The sequence below is a fragment of the Nonomuraea sp. NPDC049725 genome, assembly GCF_040674795.1.
In the GTDB taxonomy this organism is placed as follows: Bacteria; Actinomycetota; Actinomycetes; order Streptosporangiales; family Streptosporangiaceae; genus Nonomuraea; species Nonomuraea ceibae.
Window position 1 is genome coordinate 1 of the sequence record NZ_JBFANJ010000010.1, and the last position, 24512, is coordinate 24512.

Annotated in this window: 26 protein-coding genes and 1 tRNA gene; 11 read left to right on the forward strand and 16 right to left on the reverse strand. The window is 71.1% G+C overall.

Annotated features, from left to right (window positions below; all coding sequences use genetic code 11):
* Nucleotides 1–445: 445 nt before the first annotated feature.
* From AB0J53_RS25365 to AB0J53_RS25375, 3 genes are all read left to right on the forward strand, one after another.
* Complete coding sequence (locus AB0J53_RS25365) at nucleotides 446–847, forward strand: hypothetical protein (RefSeq protein WP_219504897.1); 402 nt, start codon at nucleotides 446–448, stop codon at nucleotides 845–847.
* A gap of 241 nt (nucleotides 848–1088) precedes the next feature.
* Entirely contained in the window at nucleotides 1089–1277 is a 189-nt protein-coding gene (locus AB0J53_RS25370) for a hypothetical protein (RefSeq protein ID WP_219504895.1), read from the forward strand.
* A 5-nt stretch (nucleotides 1278–1282) separates the two neighbouring features.
* Complete coding sequence (locus AB0J53_RS25375; RefSeq protein ID WP_219504893.1) at nucleotides 1283–1501, forward strand: hypothetical protein; 219 nt, start codon at nucleotides 1283–1285, stop codon at nucleotides 1499–1501.
* On the opposite strand, the gene AB0J53_RS25380 is transcribed toward AB0J53_RS25375, so the two are convergent.
* Complete coding sequence (locus AB0J53_RS25380) at nucleotides 1502–1969, reverse strand: group II truncated hemoglobin (protein ID WP_219504890.1); 468 nt, start codon at nucleotides 1967–1969, stop codon at nucleotides 1502–1504.
* 51 nt (nucleotides 1970–2020) lie between these two features.
* Between AB0J53_RS25380 and AB0J53_RS25385 the strand changes: the two genes are divergently transcribed.
* Complete coding sequence (locus AB0J53_RS25385; RefSeq protein ID WP_364176485.1) at nucleotides 2021–2605, forward strand: class I SAM-dependent methyltransferase; 585 nt, start codon at nucleotides 2021–2023, stop codon at nucleotides 2603–2605.
* Here the strand turns inward: AB0J53_RS25385 and AB0J53_RS25390 are convergent.
* Complete coding sequence (locus AB0J53_RS25390) at nucleotides 2586–3005, reverse strand: hypothetical protein (RefSeq protein WP_364176488.1); 420 nt, start codon at nucleotides 3003–3005, stop codon at nucleotides 2586–2588. The genes AB0J53_RS25385 and AB0J53_RS25390 overlap by 20 nt on opposite strands.
* A gap of 331 nt (nucleotides 3006–3336) precedes the next feature.
* Between AB0J53_RS25390 and AB0J53_RS25395 the strand changes: the two genes are divergently transcribed.
* Complete coding sequence (locus AB0J53_RS25395; RefSeq protein ID WP_364176491.1) at nucleotides 3337–4674, forward strand: glycoside hydrolase family 6 protein; 1338 nt, start codon at nucleotides 3337–3339, stop codon at nucleotides 4672–4674.
* A gap of 3 nt (nucleotides 4675–4677) precedes the next feature.
* On the opposite strand, the gene AB0J53_RS25400 is transcribed toward AB0J53_RS25395, so the two are convergent.
* From AB0J53_RS25400 to AB0J53_RS25425, 6 genes are all read right to left on the reverse strand, one after another.
* Nucleotides 4678–5265, reverse strand: a complete 588-nt coding sequence (locus AB0J53_RS25400) for an ATP/GTP-binding protein (protein ID WP_219504881.1) — start codon at nucleotides 5263–5265, stop codon at nucleotides 4678–4680.
* Nucleotides 5246–5596 carry a DUF742 domain-containing protein gene (locus AB0J53_RS25405; RefSeq protein WP_219504879.1) on the reverse strand — a complete coding sequence of 117 codons (351 nt, stop codon included), beginning with the start codon at nucleotides 5594–5596 and terminating at the stop codon, nucleotides 5246–5248. The genes AB0J53_RS25400 and AB0J53_RS25405 overlap by 20 nt, the downstream gene beginning before the upstream one ends.
* Nucleotides 5593–6018 carry a roadblock/LC7 domain-containing protein gene (locus AB0J53_RS25410; RefSeq protein ID WP_364176495.1) on the reverse strand — a complete coding sequence of 142 codons (426 nt, stop codon included), beginning with the start codon at nucleotides 6016–6018 and terminating at the stop codon, nucleotides 5593–5595. Before AB0J53_RS25410 ends, AB0J53_RS25405 begins: the two co-directional genes overlap by 4 nt.
* Nucleotides 5999–8236 carry a nitrate- and nitrite sensing domain-containing protein gene (locus AB0J53_RS25415; RefSeq protein ID WP_364176498.1) on the reverse strand — a complete coding sequence of 746 codons (2238 nt, stop codon included), beginning with the start codon at nucleotides 8234–8236 and terminating at the stop codon, nucleotides 5999–6001. Before AB0J53_RS25415 ends, AB0J53_RS25410 begins: the two co-directional genes overlap by 20 nt.
* Before the next feature lie 169 nt (nucleotides 8237–8405).
* A complete protein-coding gene (locus tag AB0J53_RS25420) occupies nucleotides 8406–9068 on the reverse strand; it encodes a class I SAM-dependent methyltransferase (RefSeq protein ID WP_364176501.1) in 663 nt (220 codons plus the stop codon).
* Nucleotides 9065–9889, reverse strand: coding sequence for a hypothetical protein (locus AB0J53_RS25425; protein WP_364176504.1), 825 nt, complete (start codon nucleotides 9887–9889; stop codon nucleotides 9065–9067). Before AB0J53_RS25425 ends, AB0J53_RS25420 begins: the two co-directional genes overlap by 4 nt.
* A gap of 483 nt (nucleotides 9890–10372) precedes the next feature.
* Between AB0J53_RS25425 and AB0J53_RS25430 the strand changes: the two genes are divergently transcribed.
* Entirely contained in the window at nucleotides 10373–10576 is a 204-nt protein-coding gene (locus tag AB0J53_RS25430) for a hypothetical protein (RefSeq protein ID WP_364176507.1), read from the forward strand.
* A 79-nt stretch (nucleotides 10577–10655) separates the two neighbouring features.
* Here the strand turns inward: AB0J53_RS25430 and AB0J53_RS25435 are convergent.
* From AB0J53_RS25435 to AB0J53_RS25455, 5 genes are all read right to left on the reverse strand, one after another.
* Nucleotides 10656–10732, reverse strand: a tRNA-Met gene (locus tag AB0J53_RS25435).
* Nucleotides 10733–10786: 54 nt separating this feature from the next.
* Nucleotides 10787–13738, reverse strand: coding sequence for a UPF0182 family protein (locus tag AB0J53_RS25440; RefSeq protein ID WP_364176510.1), 2952 nt, complete (start codon nucleotides 13736–13738; stop codon nucleotides 10787–10789).
* Nucleotides 13739–13867: 129 nt separating this feature from the next.
* A complete protein-coding gene (locus tag AB0J53_RS25445) occupies nucleotides 13868–14914 on the reverse strand; it encodes a PDZ domain-containing protein (RefSeq protein WP_364176512.1) in 1047 nt (348 codons plus the stop codon).
* Between the two features lie 9 nt (nucleotides 14915–14923).
* A complete protein-coding gene (locus AB0J53_RS25450) occupies nucleotides 14924–15349 on the reverse strand; it encodes a molybdenum cofactor biosynthesis protein MoaE (RefSeq protein WP_219504862.1) in 426 nt (141 codons plus the stop codon).
* A gap of 20 nt (nucleotides 15350–15369) precedes the next feature.
* Nucleotides 15370–16443: an NAD-dependent epimerase/dehydratase family protein gene (locus AB0J53_RS25455; protein ID WP_364177276.1), complete on the reverse strand. Its 1074-nt coding sequence runs from the start codon at nucleotides 16441–16443 to the stop codon at nucleotides 15370–15372.
* 130 nt (nucleotides 16444–16573) lie between these two features.
* Here AB0J53_RS25455 and AB0J53_RS25460 point away from each other — a divergent pair, with 130 nt between their 5' ends.
* From AB0J53_RS25460 to AB0J53_RS25470, 3 genes are read left to right on the forward strand one after another with little or no spacing between them, the layout of a single operon-like run.
* Nucleotides 16574–17788: a zinc-dependent metalloprotease gene (locus AB0J53_RS25460; RefSeq protein ID WP_364177279.1), complete on the forward strand. Its 1215-nt coding sequence runs from the start codon at nucleotides 16574–16576 to the stop codon at nucleotides 17786–17788.
* Nucleotides 17785–18333, forward strand: a complete 549-nt coding sequence (locus AB0J53_RS25465) for an NUDIX domain-containing protein (protein WP_364176515.1) — start codon at nucleotides 17785–17787, stop codon at nucleotides 18331–18333. Before AB0J53_RS25460 ends, AB0J53_RS25465 begins: the two co-directional genes overlap by 4 nt.
* Nucleotides 18334–18336: 3 nt before the next feature.
* Entirely contained in the window at nucleotides 18337–19350 is a 1014-nt protein-coding gene (locus tag AB0J53_RS25470) for an endonuclease/exonuclease/phosphatase family protein (RefSeq protein WP_364176518.1), read from the forward strand.
* 3 nt (nucleotides 19351–19353) lie between these two features.
* Here AB0J53_RS25470 and AB0J53_RS25475 read toward each other — a convergent pair whose 3' ends face one another.
* The 3 genes from AB0J53_RS25475 to AB0J53_RS25485 all read right to left on the reverse strand — a co-directional run bounded on the left by AB0J53_RS25475 (nucleotide 19354) and on the right by AB0J53_RS25485 (nucleotide 21300).
* Nucleotides 19354–19941 carry a hypothetical protein gene (locus AB0J53_RS25475; protein WP_364176521.1) on the reverse strand — a complete coding sequence of 196 codons (588 nt, stop codon included), beginning with the start codon at nucleotides 19939–19941 and terminating at the stop codon, nucleotides 19354–19356.
* A complete protein-coding gene (locus tag AB0J53_RS25480; protein ID WP_219504858.1) occupies nucleotides 19935–20450 on the reverse strand; it encodes a M48 family metallopeptidase in 516 nt (171 codons plus the stop codon). Before AB0J53_RS25480 ends, AB0J53_RS25475 begins: the two co-directional genes overlap by 7 nt.
* A 67-nt stretch (nucleotides 20451–20517) precedes the next feature.
* Nucleotides 20518–21300 carry an enoyl-CoA hydratase-related protein gene (locus AB0J53_RS25485; protein ID WP_364176525.1) on the reverse strand — a complete coding sequence of 261 codons (783 nt, stop codon included), beginning with the start codon at nucleotides 21298–21300 and terminating at the stop codon, nucleotides 20518–20520.
* A 274-nt stretch (nucleotides 21301–21574) separates the two neighbouring features.
* Between AB0J53_RS25485 and AB0J53_RS25490 the strand changes: the two genes are divergently transcribed.
* Both AB0J53_RS25490 and AB0J53_RS25495 read left to right on the forward strand, forming a co-directional pair.
* Nucleotides 21575–22981, forward strand: a complete 1407-nt coding sequence (locus tag AB0J53_RS25490; protein ID WP_364176527.1) for a ThiF family adenylyltransferase — start codon at nucleotides 21575–21577, stop codon at nucleotides 22979–22981.
* A gap of 64 nt (nucleotides 22982–23045) precedes the next feature.
* Complete coding sequence (locus AB0J53_RS25495) at nucleotides 23046–24419, forward strand: AarF/UbiB family protein (RefSeq protein ID WP_364176530.1); 1374 nt, start codon at nucleotides 23046–23048, stop codon at nucleotides 24417–24419.
* Nucleotides 24420–24512 lie beyond the last annotated feature (93 nt).

Here is a 24512-nt window from a genome sequence, read left to right on the forward strand (position 1 = left end):
GCTCCCCAGTCCTGCGAGAGGCGCTCATTTCGTTGTGTCTTAATTCTTTCAGCCGTTCAAGTCTCTGTCAAATTGACCGGACTCGCTCGACCTGCGGGAATTTCGACGCCCCGCTAACTTACCAGCCATTCGGACAGCTTTGAACCGTCCGGATGTCTCGCCAGAGAGTGGGACTCGCCGGGCACCTCCGGAGCTTGATCAGCCCCTCGTCGCCCGCGCCTCAGCAACTCTAGCAGCCCCCAAGACCACCGTGGCCCGTCTCGGGTAATCATGACGTTCTTCCCTCCCCAGGCAACCGCCAAACCTCTCCACGCGCATGGCAAGGGTCGGCCCGGGGGCGCACCCCCCGGATCCGGCGGAGCGCGCAAGTGCCCGGCAAGTCATCCGCAATCGCTCCCAGGTACGAAGTACGTACGAGCAGACTGCGCTCTCGGAGGTATCCGCCATGACCCGCTCGGAGTTCGACGACATCCGCGCCTTCCTCGCCGACGACGCCACGCAGCCGGAGGATCTCCTGCGCATCGCGCGGACGCTCGTCGACGACCTTGAGCACGCCCGGATGCGCGAGGCCGTCATGCGCACCCACTACCTGCGGCTGCTGACCGCCGCCCGCGCCACGGTGGCGGCCGACTCGGTGGGGGCGCCCGAGCCGATGGCGTTCCTCACGCACGAGCTGGGCGAGCACGGCCAGCTTCCGGCGAACGGCGAGGCCGTGCAGCGCATCCTGTCCGACGCCCGCACGGCGGCGGCGCTGCTGGCCTGCCTGGAGCAGCATGCTCGGCCGAGGCCCCGCGCCGGCATCCGGCTGCGCCGCTGCGTCGGCTCCGTCCGTACTCTGCCGCGCTGACCCCGACGCGCCCCTTTCCGGACCGGTCGGGGAGGGGCGCCACGCCGGGTCGGTCAAGGGGGAGGCGCCACCGGGGGGCCGAGGAAAGAGGCGCCGCTGCTGGGCCGCACCGGATGAGAAGCGTGCGACCCGGCCCGTACAGCGGCGGACCGTAGAACGGGCGCGGGATAGAGCGCGTGTATCACCGGATGACGACCTGGGACATACCCGCGCTTGGCGGACGGCCTGGGAGACTGCGCATATGTGGCAACGCGGGATGAACTGGGCGGCAATCGCCTTTGTCGGGACATTCAGCGTTATGTGGCTGGGTGTCGTGGTGTACGCGGACGTGGCCTCTGCCTTTTGGATGCGCGCCGGTCAGGTGGTGTTCGCCCTGTTCCTGCTCGGATGGGCCGGGTGGAAAGCGGCCATCATGATCGGCAAGGCGTGAGTTCGATGAGCGAGCAACCGTACGAGGTCAGTCAGGACCTGGGGGACGACCCGCAGGCGTCGTTCGCGGCGATGTACCTGGACCGGCTCCCGCAGCGGCATCGGATCGACGAGATCGACGACGCGGCCGCCCGCGGGATCTCCCGGTGGACGCGCGAGGAGGACGTGCGCGAGTCCGACGCGCACGTCGACCCGCTCGCCGAGCCGGAGTGCTACTTCGAGTGACTACGGCGTGTACGGCGGCGCGACTCCCCAGCCCCAGTGGGGCACGGGCGCCTGGGGCGGAGGCGTGGCGCCGGGCTGGGAGTTGTGCCGGGCGATGCGGGTGCCCCATTCGATGTAGCCGAAGAACGCGGCCCTGAACTCGGGGTCGTCGGGCAGCGCGACCTCGTCGGCGGCGTCCATGAGCAGGCTGACCCAGCGCCGGCGCTGCGGCTCGGTGATGGCCTTGCCCAGGTGGTAGGAGAGCATGTGCGCGTATCCGCCGCGTTCGTCGGTGTAGCGCGACGGGCCGCCGAACACCTCGGCCAGCCACATGGCGACGTGCTTGGGGTGCCCCGGGTCCATGTGCGCGAACAGCGGCCCGATGAGCTCGTCCTTGACGACGTGTCCGTAGAAGACCTCGGTGAGCCGTTCCAACGCCTCGATGCCGCCGGCCCATTCGTAGAGCGTCGGCACGTTCTCTTCAGTCATGTAATCATGTAATCATTGATCAACAATGGCGGACAAGCCCATAATTCCGAGATGTTCGACCATAACGACCACTACCACGGCCTGCTGCTGAAACAGCTTCCGCAGGGCGCGCGGCACGCGCTCGACGTGGGGTGCGGCACGGGGGCGTTCGCGCGGGCCCTGGCCGCGCGCGGGCCGGCGGTGGACGCCGTCGATCCGGACGAGGCGGTCATCCGGGCCGCCGGTCAGGCTCCCGGGGTGACGTTCACGCACGGCGACATCACCGCGATGGAGCTGCCGGGCGGGCGCTACGACTTCGTGTCCTGCCTGGCGAGCCTGCATCACGTGCCGTTCGGCACGGTGAGCCGGCTGCGGGAGGCGCTGGCTCCCGGCGGGGTGCTGGCGGTGCTGGGCTGTTATCGCGAGAGCACCTGGTCCGACCGCCTGGTCAGCGGGGCGGCCGTCCCGGCGAACGCCGCCATCAGGCTGGCCCTGGCAGGCAGGGCGGCGCACTCGCCGGTGCGGGCGCCGGTCAGGCCGCCCGCGATGACGCTGCCGGAGATCAGGGAGCGGGCCGCCGAGCTCCTGCCCGGGGCCCGGATCCGCCGTCTGCTCTTCTGGCGGTATCTGCTGGTCTTCAGAAAGCCTCGCACGTGACGTACCAGCGGCCCGAGAGATGGTCGGCCGACGTGGCGCGGATGGTCCCGGTGGAGTAGGTGAGCCCGCAGAACTCCAGCCATCCCCCGGAGCCGACGACGCCCAGGTCGGTGCTGCCGACATGGCGTACGGCACGGCCGACGGGGAACAGGCCGACCCATTCGACGCCCAGCCCGGCCTCGACGTCGCCCACGGTGACGCTCTCCGGATGCATGGGCAGGGACCGTACATAGGTCGACAGGGCGTGCTCGGAGACGGCGAACGCGAACCTGATCGGCAGGTCGGCGGCCACGACGGCGAAGGTGGCGACGGCGAGCAGCGGGCCGACGGCGGACAGCTTGCGGTAGCGGCGCAGGAAGAACAGCACGCCCCAGGCGACGGCCGCCAAGATCCAGAACATCAGCGCATAGGACCAGATATATAGGCTGCCGCCGGGAAATATCGCCCCGATCACGCTCGCCGTGGCCGCGATGCTCGGTGGCACCACCAGCCACAACCACCGCATATCCCTACGCCTGACCGGTCCCCCTGGCCCATGCACACCAGGGACCATAGCAAGGCGGCTGCTGAAAGTTTCACCCTTCCGCACAGCCGAACAGCCTGTCCCGCCTGTGACTTTCGCCGGACGCCCTCGTCGCGGCCGGTGCGGACCCTTCTGGGAACGGCGACCGGCTCCCTACCATCCGAGTGAACCCCGTGGGAGCGCTCCCACATCACCGGACGGAGTATCCATGTCTCGCAGCAGGCCCTTGGTGGCCGCCATCGTCGCCGCGGCCGTCACGGCGGTGGCGGGGGCGGCCGTCTTCACCTCCTCCGCCGTCCAGGCCGCCGACTCCGCGTTCTACGTCGACCCGCAGACCAACGCCGCCAAGTGGGTGGCCGCCAACCCCGGCGACAGCCGCGCCGCCGTGATCAGGGACCGGATCGCGGCCGTGCCGCAGGGCCGCTGGTTCGCCAGCTACAACCCGTCGGCCGTGCGCGGCCAGGTGGACGCGTACGTGGGCGCCGCCGCGGCGGCCGGCAAGATCCCGATCATGGCCGTGTACGCGATGCCGAACCGCGACTGCGGCGGCCCGAGCGCCGGCGGCGCCCCCGACCACGCGGCCTACCGAGGCTGGATCGACCAGATCGCCGCCGGTCTGGGCGGCCGCCCGGCCACGATCGTGCTGGAGCCCGACGCGCTGGCCATCATGTCCAACTGCATGAACTCCGCCGAGCAGGCCGAGGTCAAGGCCTCGATGGCCTACGCCGGGCAGCGGTTCAAGGCGACGTCCTCGCAGGTCAAGGTGTACTTCGACATCGGGCACGACGCCTGGCTGTCGCCGTCGGAGGCCGCCTCGCGGCTGAACGGCGCCCAGGTCGGCACCAGTGCCGACGGCATCGCGGTCAACACCTCCAACTACCGCTCGACGCCCGGCCTGGTGTCCTACGCCAAGAGCGTGATCGCGGCGACCGGCGTCTCCGGGCTCGGCGCGGTGATCGACACCAGCCGCAACGGCAACGGCCCGGCGGGCAGCGAATGGTGTGACCCGGCGGGCCGCGCCACCGGCACCTGGAGCACGACGGACACCGGCGACCCGGCGATCGACGCGTACCTGTGGGTGAAACCGCCCGGCGAGGCCAACGGCTGCATCGCCTCGGCGGGACAGTTCGTGCCGCAGCGGGCGTACGACCTGGCCATGGCCGCGCCGCAGCCGACCGTGTCCCCGACCGTCACCGTCACGCCGACGGTCACCGTCTCCCCGACGGTCACCCCCACGGGCACGCCCGGCTGCACCGCCACGTACAAGCTGGTCAACAAGTGGCAGGGCGGGTTCCAGGCCGAGGTGACCGTGCGCAACACCGGCACGGCGCCGATCAGCGGATGGCGGGTCGGCTGGACGTTCGCCGGCGGTCAGTCGATCTCGCAGCTCTGGAACGGCTCGGTGTCCGGCAGCGGCGGCAACGTGACCGTCTCCAACCTGGGCTGGAACGGCTCGGTCGGCCCCGACGCGACCACCACGTTCGGCTTCCTGGCCAACGGGGACGGCACGAGCACGCCGTCGCCGATCAGCTGCACGACGTCCTGACGGCTACCTCCGGCTCACCGCGTGGGTGACGAGCGTGGTGAGCACGTCCTTGACCGAGGCGCGGTTGCGCGCGTCGCACAGGACGACCGGGGTGCCCTCGTCCAGCCCGACGGCCCGCCGTACCTTCGCAGGATCGTGACGGCGGGCCCCGTCGAAGCAGTTGACCGCGACCACGAACGGCAGCTTGAGCTGCTCGAAGTAGTCCACAGCCGGGAAGCAGTCCTGCAGGCGGCGGGTGTCGGCCAGGACGACGGCGCCCAGCGCGCCGAGCGCCAGCTCGTCCCACATGAACCAGAACCGGTCCTGGCCCGGCGTGCCGAACAGGTAGAGCCACAGGTCCTCGCGGATGGTGATGCGCCCGAAGTCGAGCGCCACCGTCGTGGCGACCTTGGTCTCCACGCCCGACAGGTCGTCCACGCCGACGCCGCGGTCGCTGAGCAGCTCCTCGGTGTGCAGCGGGCGGATCTCGCTGATGGTGCCGACCATCGTCGTCTTGCCGACGCCGAATCCACCCGCGATCAGGATCTTCAGGGCCGTCGCGGTGAGCGTCCCGCCGGAGGGCCGGGGGCGGTCAAAGCCTGCGAATTCCATGCAGTACATCCCTGTAAGTGCGTTCGTCGATCGTCTGGTCGGGAGGCTGCGGCGGGTCGATGTTCACCAGGCCCTCGCGCCGCAGGTCGCCGAGGAGCACACGGGTGATGTTGAGCGGCAGGCCGAGCTGCGCCGCCACGTCCGCCACCGGCGTCGGCCGGCGGCAGATGGCCAGCATGGCGTGGTGCTCGGGGTTCAGCCCCGGCAGCTCGAAGGGCGTCCTGATCGTCGTGACGATCGCGACCAGGTCGAACGCCTCCCCCGAGGGCCGCGCCCGGCCGCCGGTGAGCCCGTACAGCCTGATCAGCGGCCCCGGATCGTCGTCGGTCACGGTGCCGTCCCGTTCCAGACAGGCGCGGGCGCGGCTCCTCTCGGCTGGGTGGAGAGGTGCTCGCCGACGCGCTTGACGAGCAGCGCCATCTCGTACGTGATCAGTCCCAGCTCGGCGTCGGCCGCCGTCAGCACGGCCAGCCTGGCGCCCTGTCCGGCGGCCGAGACGAACAGGAAGCCGCCCTCCAGCTCGATGATCGTCTGGCGTACGCCGCCGAGCCCGAAGTGCCGCCCGGCGCCCACGGCCAGGCTGTGACTGCCCGCCGCGATGGCCGCCAGATGCTCGTGGTCCTCCCGGGTCATGCCCTGGGAGCCGCCCATCGTCAGGCCGTCGGCCGACAGCAGCACGGCGTGCCGTACGCCCGGGACCCGGTGGGTCAGGTCGTCCAGCAGCCAGCTCAGCTCAGATCTCGCGTCGGCCATGGTCATCCCTTTCATCGCGCATGTCACGGCTCTCCTCCGCCTCCCTGCGCCCCTGCCGCCAGCCCTCCTGCATGGAGGTCATCAGGTCGTGGAGCTCCTGCGGGGAGCGGGTGGAGATGTCGGGTTCCTGCCGTGGGCGCGTCTTGCGGAGTTGTGGTGCGAGGCTGGCCTGCCGTACCCGTACCGGCAGTCCGTCCAGGTCGTCGTCGGTCTCGTAGCGCGCCGGAGAGGGCGGCGGGGGCAGGGTTCGTACGGCGGAGGGCGCCGGGACCTGCCGGACCGGCGGCGCCGAGGCCGGCTCGAACAGCGAGACCGTGGTGTGCGGGCGGGCCTGCACGGGCTCGGTGAGCACGCTCACCGGGACCATCAGGATCGCCGTGGTGCCGTCGTAGGGCGACTGGCGCAGCGTGACCTTGATCCCGTGGCGGGCGGCCAGCCGGGAGACCACGAAGATGCCCATCCGGTCGCTGCCCGCCAGGTCGAACTCGGGCGGCGTGGCGAGCTGGGCGTTGAGCTCGGCCATCGTGGCGGTGTTCATGCCCAGGCCGCGGTCCTCGACCTCGATGGCGAAGCCGTTGGCCGCGGCCAGGCCGCGCACCTGGACGCTGGTGTTGGGCGGGGAGAAGGAGGTGGCGTTCTCGATCAGCTCGGCGATCAGGTGGATGACGTCGGTGACGGCGGCGCCCGCGAGCATCGGCGCCTGCGGCATCGGCTGGATGGTGACCCGCGTGTAGTCCTCGACCTCCAGCGCGGCGCTGCGGATCACGTCGTGGATCGGCACCGGGTCCCGCCAGCGCCTGCCGGGCGCCGCGTCGGACAGGATGATCAGGTTCTCCGCGTGGCGGCGCATGCGGGTGGTGAAGTGGTCGAGCTTGAACAGCCCTTCCAGCGTGTCGGGGTCCTCCGCCTTGCGCTCCATCGCGTCGAGCAGCGTGAGCTGGCGGTGCAGCAGCGCCTGGTTGCGCCTGGCCAGGTTGAGGAAGACCTGGCCGACGCCCTTGCGCAGCGTGGCCTGGCCGACCGCGGCCTCGACGGCGGTGCGCTGCACGGCCGAGAACGCCTGCACGACCCGCTCGACCTCGGCTGTCCTGGCCTTCTCCAGCTCGGCGGTCGTCTCGGCCGGGTCGACGTCCTCGCCCCTGCGCAGCCGCTCGACCAGCTTGGGCAGCCGGACCTCGGCCAGCTCGACCGCCGACGCCTGCAGCTTCCTCAGCTCGTCGATCATGGATCGGCCGAACCGGTACGACAGCACGATCGACAGCAGCACCGCCAGCAGGCCCAGGCCCAGCACCACGCCGATGCGCACCAGGCCCTCCACGACGCGGGTCTCGCCCTTCAGCGTGGCCCGCCGCACCTCCTGGCTGGAGTTGCCGCTCAGCCCGGCGAACGCCTCGGCCGCGTCGAGCCGCCAGGCCGTGGCGGTCACGGGCGGCATGCCGCGCGCGTTCCAGGCGTAGACGGCGTCCTCGGCCTGCTCGAACCGCTGGTAGGACGGGGTGGCGACGAGCCGTTCGTGCAGGGCGCGCAGCTCGGGGCCGATGTCGCGCAGCGCGTCGGCGAGCTGCACCCGCCGCGCCGTCATCGCCGCCACGAACGCCGCGTGCTCGGTCGAGGTCATCTGCCCGCGCTCCAGCGCCGGGGCCAGCACCGCGGCCTCCCTGGAGGCGTACTCGGCGGCCGAGCTGTAGGCCGACAGGCCGCGCAGCACCCGGTAGGAGTAGACCTCGGTGAGCCGCTCGGCGCCGCCGAACTGCTGGTTGGCGACGCCGATCATCACGTTGTACTTCTCGGTCGTGGTCAGCGCCGCCTCGTCGCCGAGATCGGCCGCCGCGCGCAGCCCCGCCAGCCCGTCCAGCGCCTCGAGCAGCGCCCGCACCGTCTCTGGCGCGGTGCCGGCCTGCGGCTGCTCGGCCAGCCCGGCCGCCACGTCCCGCACCCGCGCCACCGCCTGGTCGGTGACGTGCCGCTGCGTCGCGAGCTGCGTGTCACCCGCCGCCCGGCCCGCCAGCTCGGCGGTGAGCAGCCGCTCCCGCTGGAGCGCGATGATCAGCTCACGCGACGGCGCGCCGACCGCGTCCCACTCGCCCCGGCTCTGCGCGAACCCCGTCGTCTCCGACACCATGCTGTACGCGATGTAGCCCCACAGGCCGACGAGCGACACCAGAGGCACCAGGAGAATCCGCAGGATCTTGCGGCGGATCGGCGGGGCGGATCTCATGCGCTTCGTCCAATCCGCGCTTTCCTGCGCATAGTCGGTCTGCCTGGGGGCGGCAGTGCCTGAAGTGCACGCCGCGACGGATGCGCGCTGTGATCTGCACCACTATGCCGCTGTGGTCCCGCGCCGACAAGACGCCGTTTCAAAAGTTGATATTTCGATATCTCCGCGGCTATGCCGGAGTCCGCGCGGTGATTGCCAACATGCCCGGCACCGCACGCTCACCGGGCTCGCTCACTCTCGTGAGCACCAGCCCGGCGTCGAGGAAGGCGTTGATCAGATCCGGCAGCGGCGTGTGGCTCATGCCGACCCGGTCCCGGACCCCGCCCGCACGCCACCACGGCTTGCGCGGGTGCCGGCCCCGGTGCCGGTAGGTGGGGTGGATGAGGACGGCGCCATCCTCACGAGGCTCGATGTGCGGGCCGTTGAAGCACGGGTGCATGCCGTAGAACAGCAGCAGACCGCCCGGCCGTAGGACGCGGGCGGCCTCGGCCAGCAGGCCGGCGAAGTCGTCGACGTCGGAGGACACCCAGATGGCGGCGACGGCCGTGAACACCCCGGCGGCGAACGGCAGTCCGGCCGCGTCGGCCTGCAGCAGCGGGGCGGGGTCGCGGCGGCGGGCCAGGCGGAGCTGGTCGGCGGAGCGGTCGAGGCCGACCACGGTCCTGCCGGTGGAGCGGATCGCGTCCAGGTACAGCCCGGTGCCGCAGCCGAGGTCGAGACACGGCCCGTCGCCCGGGCCCAGCAGGGCGGCCACCTCGGCGGCGTTGGCGGCGGCGGCTTCGGCGTTGAAGTCGTCGTACCACTCGGCCAGGCCGTCGTAGCGGGCGGTCATGGGCGGTCGGCTGCTGCCAGTTCCGTCAGGGGGATCGGGCGGAAGGTGTCCAGCATGGCCAGCAGGGTGTCATAGGAGGCCGTCTCGCCCTCCAGCCGCACCGTGGTGCCGCCGCGGCTCGCGTACATGACCCTGTAGTCGTCCATCCAGACGCCGTCCCGCACCTGCCGGCAGTCCGCGCCGCTGTCGTACTCGCAGGCCAGGTACGGGCCGGTCAGGTCGGGCCGCAGCACCCTGACCTCGATCATCGTCCCCTCGCCCTCGTACGTGAGGTGCAGCTCCGGCTCGTCGGGATGGCCCGTGTAGTCGTCGTCGGCGTGGGTCAGGCGGAAGCCGTCGAGGCCGGGCCCGACCAGGGGCACGCCGGCGCGGTGCAGCCGCTCGGCCTGCGCGCCGGCGGCGATCAGGTCGTGCGGCAGGCCGAGCCCGAGGCAGGTCACGGCGACGAAGCCGGCGGCCAGCGACCTGGCCTTGGCCGGTCCCGGCATCACGATCGCGGCGGCGGCCACGTACCCGATGACGCCGAGCGCCATGAAGGCGGCGGTGCCGGTGACGGCGCCGAAGTCCATGGCCGTCGAGAGCGTGAGCCCGAAAGCGGCGAACGCCAGCATGAGCACGTACAGCAGGAAGGACGCCAGCGTCGACACCGCCCAGGACAGCGGCAGCCTGCCGAACCAGCTCAGGAACATGCCCAGCGGGAACGGCAGCAGGGCCATCGCGAGGACGACCGGTATCTCGTCGGCGTCGCCGAACACGTACAGCATGGCTTCGGCGATCCCGACCACGGCGCCCACGAGCGCGGCCCTGACTAATGCACTCATACACCGATCTTGCCTGATTAGTTACCGGAGTCGAAGGACAATGGGCGGATCCGCCGTTCCCAGTGGGGCCGGCCCTCGGGGGTCCCTCGCGTTCTGTCTCGGACCTGTCGCCAGCGGTCGTCGTCCCGGGGCTCCGGTGCGTGCGCGGGCCCGGCGACGCCGCACGCCGGGCAGACCCCGTCCGGCGGTCTCGACGTCGCGCACAGCACGTATGCGCCGGAGGGCGGGCCTGCCGGAGGCGTGGGCCTCGACGAGCCGCCGGATCACCGGGACGACGGCGACGTGCGACAGCCATACGCGGCGGGCGGCGGCCAGTTCGCCGACCGCCCGGACCAGTGAGACGGGGTCCCGTTCCACCTGTTTGGGGATGCGGGCGGTGAGCACCAGGTGATGCCAGGTCGCGCGGAACCCGTATCCCGTCAGCTCGGCCATTAGAGTAGGCTGTCTACATGTAGGTGGTCTACATATGGAGGAGGCTTGATCATGAGTGAGGCCCGGGAATCCGCCTGGCCGGCGGTGCGGCTCGTCATCCTCATGCTCGCGGGCGTCGTCGTCGCCAACGTGGCCCTCGCGCTGCTGACGACCAGGGACGAGGGGCTCGGGCTGGACGAGCTCGTCGCCTTCGGCGGGGGCGCGCTGGCGGGGCTGGCGGTGGAGTTCGGGGTCTTCCGCCGGGCCCGGCGCTGAAGGCTTTCAGGTGATTAAGTCGCGGAATTGCGCATACGAAAAAGTCCTCCAGGAGAAACTCCTGGAGGACTTTTTCTTTTGGTAGCGGGGGCAGGATTTGAACCTGCGACCTCTGGGTTATGAGCCCAGCGAGCTACCGAACTGCTCCACCCCGCGTCGGTGTGTGTCTAAAGACTATCCCTGACACGGGGCTTACGCAAACTGACTGACCTACGTCCCCCCGGTGGCCGTCGCCGTGGGTGAAGCCGTCGGCGTGGCGGGGGGTGAGCCGGTGGGCGTGGCCGACGGTGACGCCGTGGGCGAGGCCGTGGGTGAGGCGTTCGGCGCCGGCTGGGCGCCGAGCGACTTCAGCTTCTCCAGCGCCGCGTCGAGCCGCTCCTGGGCCTTGCCGTACGCGTCCCAGTCGGGCGGGCTGGCCTGCAGGGCCTTCTGGGCGTCTTCGTAGGCCGTCTGGGCCTCGGAGATGGCCGTCGCCAGAGCGGTGGTCTGGGCCGGCTGCTGTTGCTGGTTCTCCTCGGCGGGCTTGTTTTCGGTGGTTTCCTGCTGTTCGCCGCCGAAGACCTCGGCCAGGCCCTCCTCCAGCGTGCGGCCGACGCCGATCTTGCTGCCGAACGAGACCAGGACGCGCTGCAGGATCGGGTACGGCTCCTGGCCACCGCCTGCGGCGACCTGGACGTACACGGGCTCGATGTAGACCAGCCCGCCCGCGTACGGCAGCGTCAGCAGGTTGCCGTAGCGGACCGAGGAGGCGCCGACGCCGAGCAGGTTGAGCTCACCCGCGAAGCGGCTCTGGAAGGCGTTCTGCGCCTGGCCGGGGCCGGGGATCGGGGCGTTGGACGGCATCCGCAGGACGCGGAGCTGGCCGTAGTTGGGGCCGTCGGTGGAGTCGACCGCCATGAAGGCGGCCAGGTTGGGCCCCTGTCTCGGGACGAACGTGGTCGTCAGCGAGAACGTCGGCTGGCCGCCCGGCATCGTGGCCGTCAGGTAGTAGGGCGGCTGCTTGATGTTGCGGTCGCCCTGCGACGGGTCGTTGGGGACGTTCCAGAAGTCCTGGCCGCTGTAGAAGGCCGCGGCGTCGGTGATGTGGTAGCGCGACAGGGTGTAGCGCTGCACCTTGAACAGGTCTTCGGGGTAGCGGACGTGCGCCCTGAGGTCGGCGGACATCCGGTCCTTCGGCTGGATGACGCCGGGGAACGCGTTGCTCCACGTCTTCAGCACCGGGTCGTCAGGCTCCCAGGCGTACAGCGTGACCGTGCCGTCGTAGGCGTCGACCGTGGCCTTGACGGAGTTGCGCATGTAGTTGACCTGGTCCTGCGGCTGCTGGGCGATGACGCGCGAGCGGTCGGTGGCCGTGTCGCGGGTCATCTCGCCGAGGCTCTCGCTCTGCGAGTAGGGGTAGGCGTTGGACGTGGTGTAGGCGTCGACGATCCAGGTGACCCGCCCGTCGACGATCGCCGGGTAGGGGTTGGAGTCGAGCGTCAGGAACGGGGCGACCTTCTGGATCCTGGCGCGCGGGTTGCGCTCGTACAGGATCTTGGAATTGTCGTTGATGTCGCCCGACAGCAGGATGTTCACCTCGCCGTACTTGGCGGCGTAGAACAGCCGGTTGATGAACGAGCCGACGGGCACGCCGCCCTTGCCGGTGTAGGTGGTGTTCGCCTGGCCGGTGCCGCCCGTCTCCGGGTAGTCGAGCTCCTGCGGCCGCTGGGGGTTGCCGCCGGCGATCGCGTACTCGTTGTTGTTGGGGTGCTCGCCGAAGTAGATGCGCGATTCCTTGAGCCCGGTGGTCTGCGTCAGCGGGCCGGTGACGGGCATGTCCTTGGCGTCGTAGTCGGGCAGGCCGCCGGAGTCGACCTTGTTGCCCGGCGCGGCCACGATGCCGTAGCCGTGGGTGTAGACGAGGTGCCGGTTGATCCAGTTGTTCTGGCCCTCCGGCGGGCCGCTCAGCTCGCGGACGCCGACGATGTGGTCGACGGGCTTGCCGCTGGCGTCGGGGTAGCGGTCGACGTCGAGCTGGTCGGCGAACTCGTAGAAGCCCCTGATGCGCTGCGTCTGCTCGTAGGTGGCGGACACGAGCGCGGGGTCGAGGAGCCGCACGCCCGTCACGGACGTGTCGCCGGCCTGCTGCACCTTGGCGGGGTCGGCCTCGGCCGAGTATTGCTCGACCTTCACGTCGTCGATCCCGTACGCCTGCCGCGTGGCCTCGATGTTGCGCGCGATGTAGGCGGCTTCCTTGCCCTGCTGGTTGGGCTTGACCTGGAACTGCTCGACGAGCAGCGGGTAGACGCCGCCGATCAGCACGGCCGACAGCACGAGCAGGCCGAAGGAGACGCCGGGCAGCATGCCGCCGGGGCGGAAGATGCCGGCGAAGAAGAGCGCGGCGCAGATCAGCGCGATGATCGCGAGAATGGTCTTGGCGGGCAGCACCGCGTTGACGTCGGTGTAGGAGGCGCCGTGCACGAAGCCGCGCTCGGAGAAGACCAGCTCGTAGCGGTCGATCCAGTAGGCGATGGCCTTGAGCAGCACGAACACGCCCAGCAGCACGGACAGGTGGACCCGGGCCGCGCGCGAGGCGTGCACGCCCGGCGACTGCAGCCGGAAGCCGCCGTAGAGGTAGTGCGTGATCGCCGCCAGCACGATCGAGATGATCACCGCGGCGAACAGGAAGTTCAGCACCATCCGGATGAACGCCAGGTCGAACATGAAGAACGACAGGTCGATCTTGAACATCGGATCGGTCTTGCCGAACGTCTCGCCGTTGGCGAACTTCATCCAGGTCTGCCACTGCCCGGCGAAGGACGAGCCCGCGAAGAGCGCGAGCATCGCCATGCCGACGAGGAAGATCAGCTTACGGTGCGGGTCGAGCGCCATGCGGTAGCGGTCGGCCCCGCTCGCGCCGCCGAACATGGCGGGCCCGAACATCGGCTTGGTCCGGAAGGCCAGCAGCATGTTGCCGCCGACGATGCCCACCATGAGCACCGCGCCGATGACGAACAGCACGATCTCCGTCAGCAGCACGCCGGAGAACACCGGCATGAAGTCGATCGCGTTGAACCATAGATAGTCGGTATAAATCCCCGAAAAAAGGAAGAAAAGCGCCACAATCGCAACTAGTGCGATCGCGACAGGCAGAAGCAGTCGCGGTCGGCGGGGCAAGCGCATCGCCCTACCGGCTCCTGGGGTCCGGAAGCTCAAGGCCAACCCCTCGTCGTGATGAAGAAACGGTCCGTGTCTGGCAACCTACACCGCAGGGCCATCCGTACGGCTAACGCACGACCATCACAAGAAGTTTCATCCCGCGTCGCATGACGGCACTTTTCCCTTGCCGGTGCGCAGCGCGTCGAGCGCCTGCACCGCGCTGTGCAGCGTTTCGGCCTTGACCAGGCGCAGCCCGTCCGGCGCGCCCTTCACGGCCTCGGCGCAGTTGCCGGCGGGCGTCAGGAAGACGGTCGCGCCGGCCTTCCGCGCGCCGACCATCTTCTGCGCGATGCCGCCGATCGGCCCCACCTGCCCCTCGGGCGTGATGGTGCCGGTGCCGGCGATCTGCTTGCCGCCCGTCAGCTCGCCCTTGGTGAGCTTGTCCAGGATGCCGAGCGAGAACATCAGCCCGGCGCTCGGCCCACCGACGTCGCCCACGTTGATGTCGACGTCGAACGGGAACTTGTACTCCCGCTGCATGGTCACGCCGACCCGGCTCTGCCCCTGCTCCCCCTTGGCGGTCTGGAGGCTCACGTCCAGCTGGTCGTCGCCCCTGGTCACGGTGAACGTCACCGGTTCGCCGGGCTTGTGCTCGCGGACGGCCTTGCCGACCTCCTCGACGTCGACCATCGGCCTGCCGTCGACGGCAGTGATCTTGTCGCCGACCTTCAGCTTGCCGTCGGCGGGCTGTCCCTTCTGCACCGTGCGCACCGAGATGACGGTCGAGTAGGGGATCTTGAGCTCGTTGAGCGCGGCGGCGGTCGCGTTGTCCTGCGAGCTGGTCATCTCCGCCACGTTCTCCTCCTCGACCTGCTTCTGCGTGCGGTCGGGGGCGAAGATGGTCTCCTGCGGCACGACGGCGACCGACGGGTCGATCCAGCCGCGCAGCGCGGTCAGCAGGTCGATCTTGGAATTGGGGCCGCCCTGGTAGGCGACGGTCACGAGCCTCAGCGACCCGCTGGTCGGGTAGGTCTCCCGCCCGCTGATCGTGATCACGGGCTTCTTGTCGACCTCACCCAGCGTGTTCTCCGTCGGGCCGGGGCTCAGCACGACGTACGGCACGTCCACGAACGCCCCCACGATGCCGAGCGCGAGCACCAGGAAGCCCGATACGAGCAGGGTCAGGGCGCGTCGTGACATGGATCGAGCTTATTCGCAGGCGCCGACCCACTCGGTCGACCCGTCGGCGAACACCTGATGTTTCCAGATCGGCACCTGGGACTTGAGATCGTCGATCAGCCTGCGCGCGGCCCGGAACGCCTCGTCGCGGTGCGGGCACGCCACGGCCACGATCACGGCGACGTCGCCGAGCTCCAGGTCGCCGACGCGGTGGACGGCGGCCAGCGCGGTCACCGGGAAGTCGGAGGCCACCTTCTCCGCCACCGAGCGCAGTTCGCTCTCGGCGGAGGGGTGCGCGGAGTAGGAGAGCCTGGTCACGGCCTTGCCGTGGTCCTCCTCGCGGACGGTGCCCACGAACAGCGAGGTGCCGCCCGCCGCGTGGTCGCCCACCGCGGCCATCACCTCGTCGACGGACAGCGCGCTGTCACGAATGGCCAGCAACCGGATGACGTCCACGAAAAGAGACTACAGAGTCTTCACCCGCGACGCTTCTTGCGCACCTGCCTGACGATCGCCGCGGTGCCGATGACCGCCACGGTGGCGCCCGCCGCCGTGAGCGTCGCCTCCTTGACGGGCAGCCGCCTGCCGACCACCGTCGTACGGTTCTCGCGCAGCTCCAGGAGCTGGGCGAAGGCGGCCTCGTTCGTCCACACCGGCTTCCACCCCGCCTCGCGCAGCGCCGTGCAGTCGACGACCCACGGGTAGACCACGTAGTGCAGGTCGGTGGCGGGCGCCGGGGTGATGCCCAGCCGGTGCAGGCGCTGCGCGGTGCCGAACGTGAGCCCCGCCGGCAGCTCGAACCGGCGGATCCCGGACAGCTCCTCGACCTGCTCCTGCTCCAGCCAGCCGTCGGAGCCCACCGCCACCACGCCCGTGACCTGCCCGCGCGCGGCCAGCTCCAGCGCCGAGAGCAGGTCCTCGATGTGACAGAACTGCCAGCGCTGCTCGCAGCCCTTGACCGTCAGCAGCCGGGGCGACTCGAAGTGGCGGGTGATCACGGTGTCGACGCCGGGACCGACCACGGCCGCCGGCCGCACCACGGTGACCTCCAGGCCCGGATGGCTGCGCAGCGACCGGCGCACCAGCGCCTCGATCTCCAGGAAGTCACCGACCACGCCCGTGTCGGGCTCGGCCGCCACCGGCCCGTCCTCGGCCAGGGGCACCTCGTTGTCGGGCGCGGCCCCGTACACCATCGCGCTGGTGACGAGCACCACACGGCGCACGCGCGCGGCCGCGCTCGCCGTGAGCACGGTCTGGGCGGCGCGCAGGTTGTAGGCCCTGCGCTCCTTCGGGTCGGAGTCGACGGCGTAGTCACCCGCCAGGTGCACCAGGACGTCGATGTCGGAGATCCGGTTCGCCAAGAGCGGATCGCGTACGTCGATCACTCTCCAGGTGGCCTCCTGGATGTCGCCGCGTTCTTCGTCAATGGCCACCACCCTGCGGAAATCCGGGGCGGACACGAGCTTGGCGAGCAGCTCGCGGCCCAGACCGGAGGCGGCGCCGGTGACGGCTACGACGGGTTGGCGCGGGCGTTTCGAGGTAGGCACCAGGTCCTCACTTTGCACTGATCCGCCGTAGGACGACTAACGTGGCGGATGTGGACTCCTCCATCCTGCACGAGGTAGAGCGGTGACTGACCTGCCAGGTCGCGAAAACGACCCCAACGAGAACCCGTTCGCCATGTTCGGCAACCCTGAGCAGATGGCTCAGGCGATGCGCCAGTTCGCCGACATGCTGTCGGCGCCCCAGGGCTCCGGCCCTGTCAACTGGGACATGGCCAAGAACATCGCCCGGCACGCCGTGGTCGCCCAGGGCGATCCCAGCGTCATGGAAGGCGAGCGGCGCCAGATCGTCGAGGCGCTGGAGCTGGCCGACCTGTGGCTCAACGAGGCCACGACGCTGCCCAGCGGCGTGTCCAATCCGCAGGCGTGGAGCCGTTCGGAGTGGATCGAGAACACGATCCCCGTCTGGCGCAAGCTGGCCGAGCCGATCGCCGAGCGCATGGTCGAGACCATGGGCGGCGCGCTCGGCGGCTCGGGGCTGCCTCCCGAGGCCCAGCAGATGGCCGGGCCGCTCATGGGCATGCTCAAGCAGATGGGCGGCATGATGGTCGGCCAGCAGATCGGGCAGGCGCTCGGCTCGCTGGCGCGCGAGGTCATCGGCACCACCGACATCGGGCTGCCCCTGTCCGGCACCGCGGCGCTGCTGCCCGGCGGCATCGCCTCCTTCAGCGACGGGCTGGAGCACCCCGCCGAGGAGATCCGGCTCTACCTGGCTCTGCGCGAGGCCGCGCACCACCGGCTGTTCCAGCACGTGCCGTGGCTGCGCGGGCACCTGCTCGGCGCCGTCGAGGAGTACGCCAGGGGCATCACGGTCGACACCTCCGCGCTGGAGGAGCAGATCCGCGGCCTCGACATCAACAACCCCGAGGCGCTCCAGGAGGCGCTGAGCGGCGGCGCGCTGCTCAAGCCCGAGGAGACCGAGCGGCAGAAGGCCGCGCTGGCCCGGCTGGAGACGATGCTCGCCCTGGTCGAGGGCTGGGTGTCCACGGTGGTCGACCAGGCCGCCGCGGGCAAGCTGCCCTCCGCCGCCGCCCTGGCGGAGAACGTACGGCGACGCCGCGCGACCGGCGGGCCCGCCGAGCTGACCTTCGGCACGCTCGTCGGCCTGGAGCTGCGCCCGCGCAGGCTGCGCGAGGCGGCGGCGCTGTGGCAGGCGCTGGAGAGCGCCCGCGGGGTCGACGGCCGCGACGCGCTGTGGGGCCACCCCGACCTCATGCCGACGGCCGACGACCTGACGCACCCCGAGGTGTTCGTGGCGGGCGAGACCGCCTGGGACATCTCGCAGCTCGACAGCAAGCCCGACGACGAGCAGGGCGAGGACGGCAGGAGTTGAGCCTGCACGGCGACGCGCTGGCGGTGCTCTCCTCGTGGACGGCCCCGTCCGCCGAGGAGGAGGCGCTGCGGGAGAGCTTCGTCGAGCACCTGCGGGCGCACGACGACGCGATGCTGCGGGCGTGCGCGCCCGGCCACCTGACGGCGACCACGGCGGTGCTCTCGCACGACGGCCGGCGGGTGCTGCTCACGCTCCACCCCAAGGCCGGGATGTGGCTGCCGATGGGCGGCCACTGCGAGGCGGGTGACCGCACGCTGGCCGAGGTGGCGCTGCGCGAGGCCGTGGAGGAGTCGGGCATCCCCGGCCTGGAGCTGCTGCCCGGGCCGCTGGCGCTCGACAGGCACCAGGTCTGGTGCCATCCGCCGCACAGCTGGCACCTGGACGTCGAGTACGCGGCCGTGGCCCCCGCCGGGGCGGAGGCCGTGATCAGCAACGAGTCGCTGGACCTGCGCTGGTTCCCCGTCGAGGAGATCCCCGAGCCGTCCGACGAGGCGACCCGCCGGCTGGCGGCACGCGGGCGCGCGACACTGGCCACGCTGGGCTGACCCGTGGGCGTATCGGCGGAGAGCCCGATCGGCGGCACGATCGTCACGCCTGCCCGTCCCCGGCGCCGCGGGCGTACGGGGACCACGCTCACCTGGCTGGCCGTGACGCCGTTCGCGGCCTGGGCCGTGACCCGGCTGGCCGGCCTCGAACGCGGCTCCATCCCCACCCAGCTCATGACCGCCACGCCCTACGCGGCGGCGGGCTCACTGGTGCCGCTGCTGATCGCCGCGCTCGGACGCAGGCGAGCCGCCGCCGCGGTCGCGCTGCTCACCACCGCGGCGCTCGGGTTCAGCGTGCTGCCCCGGTGGTTCGGCACGGCGGAGGCGACGCCGGGCCGGCCGCTGCGGGTGCTGTCGGTCAACCTGCTGTTCGGCAAGGCCGACACGCGGTCGATCATGGAGCTGGTGCGCGCGTACGACGCCGACGTGCTCAACACGCAGGAGCTGACGCCGGGCGCGGTCGAGGAGCTCGACCTGGCCGGGCTCAAGGAGCTCATGCCGCACCGGGTGCTCCAGGCCGAGTGGAACGCCAGCGGGAGCGGCCTGTTCTCCAGATATCCGCTCCGGCCCCTGCCTGACGCGCTGCCGCCGCTGCCCGGACACCACATGCCCGTGGCCGCGCTAGCGCTGCCCGGAGCCGCGCCCGTCGAGTTCTACGACGTGCATCCCGTGCCGCCGCTGGGCGCCAAGCTGGCCGACTGGCACGCGGTCTTCGACGCCCTGCCCGCCGCCTCGGCCGACACCGTGCGCATCCTGGCGGGCGACTTCAACGCCTCGCTCGACCACGCGCCGATGCGGCGGCTGCTCGCCCGCGGCTACAAGGACGCCGCCGACCAGGTGGGGGCCGGGCTGATCCCGACCTGGCCGGCGAACAGGCGGATGCCGCCGATCATCACGATCGACCACGTGATGGTGGACGAGCGGGTCGGGGTCAGGGCGGTCAGCGTGCACGACGTGCCGGGGACCGACCATCGGGCGGTGTTCGCGGAGCTCAGCGTGCCGTACGGACCCGCGTAAGGCTCAGCGGGCGGCGAGGAGGGCGCGGGTGTTGTCCCAGCCTTCCAGGCCGGGATCCAGGCGGGCGGCGTCGTCCGGGACGCGCAGCCGGTGCCAGCCCGGGGTGGCGGCCACCATGCGGGGGCCGGGGGCCTGCGCGCGCAGCGCCGCCACCGGGTCGGCGGCGTCGAGGTCGGGATCGGCCCAGCCCGGCGCGGGCAGCCCGCAGGCCAGCGCGACCGCGCCGCCCCGCTCGGCCGGGCACACGGTGATCCGGGCGCGGCCCAGCTCGCGGAAGAGCTTGCCCACCAGCAGCGGCGGCAGATCCGGCGCGTCGCCCGAGATCACCGCGGCCTGCTCGCCGTCGAGCCTCTTGAGAATGTCCCGCAGCGGCTCGTCCTCGCCGATCGCGATCACCTCCGTGCCCGGCCAGACGATCTCCGACAGCTCCGGCACGCTCGTCAGCAGGACCGGCGTGACCAGCTCCAGCCCGGCGACCATCTCGTACGTGTCCTCGGCCACGGCCTCCAGCCACGCCCGGCCGTCGACGCCCGGCGGCGCCCCCTCGGCCATGCGCTGACGTACCAGGACGGCGGCGAGACGGGTCAACATTCCTCCGGTGCGGAATTGGCGGCGGCGGAGAATCCTTCGAGGAACCCACGGGCCCGCTCCGCCTTGGGATACTGTTCGACGAGCGCCCAGAAACGCGGGCCGTGGCTCGGCACCATCAGGTGCACCAGCTCGTGGATGATCACATAGTTGATGACCCACTCGGGCAGGCCCTTGATGCGGGTCGAGATCCGGATCGTGCCGTTCTCCGGCGTGCAGGAGCCCCACCGGTGCTGCTGGTTGTCGACCCAGCGCACGCTCGCGGGGACGGCCCGGCCGTCGAGATATTTCGCCGACAGCTCCTTGGCCCGCTCCAGCAGGGCCTCGTCGGTCGGACGTCGCCGGCGTTCCTTCGCCGCAAGCCGATCGAGCATCCGGCTCACCCATTCATCCGCGTCTTCGCCGCTCAGCCAGGCGGGCAGGAGCACGATCGTCTTGTCGCCGTCGCGGTAGGCGGAGACCGTACGCCGGCGACGAGAACTGCGACGGACCTCGACTGTCTCGGGGGGCACATATGCACGTTAGCCGAGACTGGCGGAATTCCACAGAGGGCGAGCGTTGTTTTCGCTGGTCAGATGATTAAGAGCCGGTGAATTTGGGCACACGCCTTTCCCGATGCGCCGCCAGGCCCTCGATCATGTCCGCCGAGGTCATGGTCACGGGCTGGGCCAGGGACTCCCAACTGAGCGCGGCTTCCAGGTGTTGGTGATCCTGTTTGAGTGCGGCTTTGGTGAGCCTGGTGGCAATGGGGGCGTTCGCCGCGACCTGCCGGGCGATGGTCATCACTTGTGCCAGCAGATCATTTCTTGGGAAAGCTTGATTTACCAGACCTTTATCTGCGGCCTCCGTTCCGCGCAGCGTACGGCCGGTCAGCAGCATCTCCCGCGCCAGCGCCGTGCCCGCGCGCCGGGGCAGCAGGTAGGTGGCGGCCATCCCCGGGTGCAGGCCCAGCGAGGTGAACGGGGCCAGCAGCTTGGCCTCGTCCGCCGCGTACACGAGATCGCACGCCAGCGCCACGCACAGCCCCGCGCCGACCGCCGCGCCGTTGACGGCGGCGATCGTCGGCACCTCCAGCTCCGTGACGGACAGCCAGGAACGGTAGAAGGCGAGCATCCTGTCACGCAGCTCGGGGACCGGCTCCACGCCGCGCTCGCCGAGCCAGGACAGGTCTCCCCCGGCGCAGAACGCCGTCCCCGCGCCCGTCACCACCACGCAGCGGACGTCACGGTCGGCGGCGAGTGCGGTCATGGCGTCACGCCAGGCGGCGGTCATGCCGTCGGTCATCGCGTTGCGCACGTCGGGGCGGTTGAGGGTGACCAGCACGACGCCGTCGTCGTGGCGGTCGATCAAGAGCTCGCTCATGCGGGAGAGCGTAACCCGGGGCGGCGGAGGTCGGTCGTCTGGAGATCTCCCGCCGTACGCGCGGTTGTCCTCAGGAGGGTGGGCCGGGGGCGGGTTGCCTCGGGAGGTCGGGGCGGGGGCGCGATTGCCCCAGGGGCGGGCCCGGTGCGGGGTTGGCCACAGGGGGTCGGATCGGGTGCGGGGTTGTCCACAGGGGTCGGGGCGGGTGCGGGGTTGTCCACAGGCGGCGGGAAAGCCGCTCGGGATCTTGACGCGGCGTGCGAATCTTCGCGGCATGAGGCCACGAGTGAAACCCGCCCTCCTCCGCATCGACCACGACGAGCGCACCCTCCAGCTCGGCGCGCACCCCGGCCGGGCCGTCGTGCTGCGCGACCTCACCCGGCGGGTCCGCAGGTGGATCGACACCCTCGACGGCACCCGCGACCTTGACCAGGCCCTCCGGGAGGGCGCCGCCGCGGGCGTGCCGGAGCCTGCCGCCTTCCTCGACTCGCTCACGCGTACGGGGGTGCTGCACGACGCCTCGGTGACGCCGCCGTCGTTGCCGCTGGCCGAGCTCGACCGGCTGCGACCGGACCTCGACGCCCTGGACCTGGCCTCCCAGACTCCCGGCGGCGGCGTGGAGGCCCTGCGCCGCCGGCGACGTACGCATGTCCGCGTCTACGGCGCCGGACGAGTGGGCGCCCAGGTCGTCGGCCTGCTCGCCGCGGCGGGCGTCGGCACGATCCGGGTGATCGACCCCGGCACCGCCCGCCCCCAGGACCTCACCCCCGGCGGGCTGAGCTGGGAGGAGGTGGGGAGCTCGCGCGAGGAAGGCGCCGTACGCGCCGCCCGCCGTCTCACCTGGTCGGAAGGCGGCCACGCCGACGAAGGCCCCGACCGCCAGCCGCACCCCGCCGTCGCCACCCCGAGACGCGGCAGCGCCCATGCCCCCGAGCTGCGTGAAGGGCCAGAGGCGCACCGCCTCGCCGGTGCATCCGCAGGGCGCAGGGGCACGGAGGCCCGCAGCCACTCCGGCGTGCCGAAGGGGCCCAGCGGCGCTGGTGTGCCTGATCGGTCCGGCGTGCCGGGCGAGAGGGACGACGTGCCGGGCGGGAGGGACGGCGTGCCGGGCGGGAGGGACGGCAAGCGGGGGCGCCGGGCGGGCCGGGCTGCCGGGCGGCGGTACGAGCCGGGGGCCGATGTGCGGGCGGGCGGGCCGCCGTTGAGCGATCGATCGCACCGGCCCGACCTGGTGATCCTCACCCCGGTGCGACCGCTCGACGGCGTGCTGGTCAACGAGCTGAACGAGCTGGGCCTGCCTCACCTGCTGGGCTCGGCGTTCGAGGGGCACGGGAGCGTGGGGCCGCTGGTCCTGCCCGGACAAAGCGCTTGCTTGCACTGCCTAGACTTGGCGCGTCGCGACCACGACCCCGACTGGCCGATCGTCACCGCCCGGCTCGGCGGCTATCCGCCAGGCGAGATCGCCTGCGACACCCCTCTTGCCGGCCTGGTGGCGGCTGCGGTGACCGGTCACGCCCTGGCGTATCTGGACGGCCGGGAGCCCGTTGTGACCAACGGCACAGTGCACGTCTTGCCTGATTGGCAGTGGAAAAGGCAAGCATGGGACAGGCACCCGCAATGTCGTTGTATGCGAAACAATCCATATCCGCTAACAATGGTCATGTCGGCTTCAAGCGGCTGACGTGCAGAGCTGCCAACCACGAAGGGGGGAAGTGGCATCCCTGCCAGGGATACCGCGCATCAGTGTGAGCGATCTTCCGCGTCGCGCCGTCACGCGCTCGGCGAAGCTGGCCTCCCTTCCGCTCGGGTTCGCCGGGCGTGCGGCTCTGGGGCTCGGCAAGCGCATCGGCGGCAAACCGGCCGAGATCGTCGCCGAGGAGATCCAGCAGCGCACCGCCGAGCAGATCTTCAAGGTCCTCGGCGAGCTCAAGGGCGGGGCGATGAAGCTCGGCCAGGCGCTGTCCATCTTCGAGGCGGCCCTGCCCGCCGAGATCGTCGGCCCCTACCGGGCGACCCTCACCAAGCTCCAGGACGCCGCGCCCCCGCTCCCCGCCTCGACGGTCCACAAGGTGCTCGCCCAGCAGCTCGGCGACAACTGGCGTGACCACTTCCTCTCCTTCGACGACCAGCCCACCGCCGCCGCCTCGATCGGCCAGGTGCACCGGGCCGTGTGGCACGACGGGCGCGAGGCCGCGGTCAAGATCCAGTACCCGGGCGCGGGCAAGGCCCTGCTGGGCGACTTCGCCCAGCTCGCCCGCCTCGGCAAGCTGTTCGGCGCGCTGCTGCCCGGCCTCGACATCAAGGCGGTGCTGGCCGAGCTGCGCGAGCGCATCGCCGAAGAGCTCGACTACCTGCGCGAGGCCGAGGCGCAGCACGCCTTCGCCCTGGAGTTCCACAACGACCCCGACTTCCACGTCCCCGACGTGATCGCCGCCAACGAGATGGTCCTGGTCACCGAGTGGATGGACGGCACCCCGCTGTCCCGCATCATCACCGGCGGCACCCAGGAGGAGCGCGACCGGGCGGGCCTGCTGTTCGTCCGCTTCCTCTTCTGCTCCCCCGCCCGTGTCGGCATGCTGCACGCCGACCCCCACCCGGGCAACTTCCGCATGCTCCCCAACGGCAAGCTCGGCATCCTGGACTTCGGCGCCGTCAACCGCATGCCCGACGGCTACCCCATGGTGTTCGGCCAGCTCACCCGCATCTTCAACCAGGGCGACATGGCCACCGTGGTCCAGGGGCTGCGCGACGAGGGCTTCATCCGGCCCGGCATCGAGGTCGACCACGACGCCCTGCGCGCCTTCCTGTCGCCCTACGTCGAGCCGACGGCCGTGGAGGAGTTCACGTTCAGCCGGGAGTGGCTGCAGGACCAGTTCGCCAGCGTCACCGACCTGCGTCCCACCAACGTGGTGCGCCAGCTCAACCTGCCGGTCTCGTACGTGCTCATCCACCGGGTGCACGCGGCGGGCGTGGGCGTCCTCTGCCAGCTCGGCGCCACGGCCCGCTTCCGCGACGAGGTCGTCCGCTGGGTCCCGGGCTTCACCGACGACGACACGGACACGGACGACAAGGAAGCCCTCGTCACCACCTGGCCTGGGCGGCGGTTCGGCCCGTCCTGACGCGGCGGTGGTGCGTCCACCTGCGGCGGAGCTCGGGCACTTGCGGCAGCGCTTGGGCAGGGGCGCCGCTCGGGCAGGGGTGGCCGCGTGGCA